2 protein-coding genes and 1 pseudogene are annotated in these 1,106 nt (G+C 72.8%); all 3 read right to left on the bottom strand.

Annotated elements, in window-relative coordinates; all coding sequences use genetic code 11:
- Nucleotides 1-525: SCO1664 family protein (locus UN64_RS21635; protein WP_281249496.1), on the bottom strand; the 525-nt coding region annotated here is incomplete at its 3' end.
- A gap of 102 nt (nt 526-627) precedes the next feature.
- Nucleotides 628-861, bottom strand: coding sequence for a DUF3090 family protein (locus UN64_RS21630; protein WP_369073189.1), 234 nt, complete (start codon nt 859-861; stop codon nt 628-630).
- 61 nt (nt 862-922) lie between these two features.
- A pseudogene (locus tag UN64_RS21625) lies at nt 923-1,048 on the bottom strand (hypothetical protein); the annotation flags it as partial.
- Nucleotides 1,049-1,106: the final 58 nt, after the last annotated feature.

Raw genomic sequence — 1,106 nt, 5'->3', positions numbered from 1 at the left:
GAGAACGCGCCCCACGCCGTCGCGCTCCTCCTCGCTCAGCGCCTCACCGATCCATCCCCACAGCACGGTGCGCAGCTTGTCCTCCACATGGAAGGTGAGCCCGTGGTCCACCCCGTGACGGTGCCCGCCGGGCATGGCGAGGATGTGGGCGCCCTTGCGGTCGGCGTTGTTGACGATCACGTCGAACACCGCCATGCGGCGCAGGGCCGCCGAGTCCTCGTGGGCCAGGACCAGCCGATTCCCGCCCTCGTCCTCACCCTCCAGGATCGTGAGCCACCCCGAGGCCGGCACCTCGTCCGCCGGGAACAGGTCCACGGCGTCCTGCTCAGGATCCTGCTCCTGCCAGAGCTGCACCATGCCCTCGCCGAAGGGGCCCTCGCGCAGCCACGTGCGCGGCACGATGTCCCACCCCAGCGCCTCGGACACCAGGGACGCGGCCACCTCCCGGCGGGCCAGGGTCCCGGCGGGGAAGTCCCCAGAGCGGGGCCTCGCCGGCCACCGGCTTGTAGACCACCGAGGTGTCACCGATCGCGCCGAGGAACGTGGCGTTGGACGCCGTCGTGATGCGGCCGGTGAGCATCAGCTCCCCGGACAACAGCTCGCCGGCGGGCACGTCCGCGGCGCTCATCAGGAGTCGGGGAGAGTGCAGTCGTGGCCGTCGGGGTCGATGGGCTGGCCGCAGTCCGAGCAGACCGGACGGCCGGCGTCCACGACCTCCCGGGTGCGCCGGGCGAACGCCCGGGCGGCGCCACGGGCATGCGCACGCGCACGGCCTCGGCGCCCGCCTCGGGCGCCGAGTCGGCGTCGTCGTCGGAGAGCGGGTGCGCGTCGATGAGCACCTGCGCGGTGGTGGGGTCCCAGCCCAGGCCGATGGCCCCACCTGGAACCACTCCTGCACCGGGTCCAGCGGATCGTTGTCCACGAGTTCCACGGGCGTGCTGGCCGGGACGCTGTGCGGGTTGCCCTCCAGCGCCATCAGATCGTCCAGGATCTCGTCGATCATCTCCGCCATCAGGGCCGACTGCTGCTTCTCCAGGGCCAGGCTCACCAGCCGGGGCCCGGTGCGCACCTGCAGGTAGAACGTGCGGGCTCCGGGACGCCCGAGC

It is taken from the genome of Fictibacillus arsenicus, assembly GCF_001999465.1.
GTDB classification, from domain to species: Bacteria; Bacillota; Bacilli; order Bacillales; family Fictibacillaceae; genus Fictibacillus; species Fictibacillus arsenicus.
This window is presented reverse-complemented; position numbering and strand designations above follow the sequence as displayed.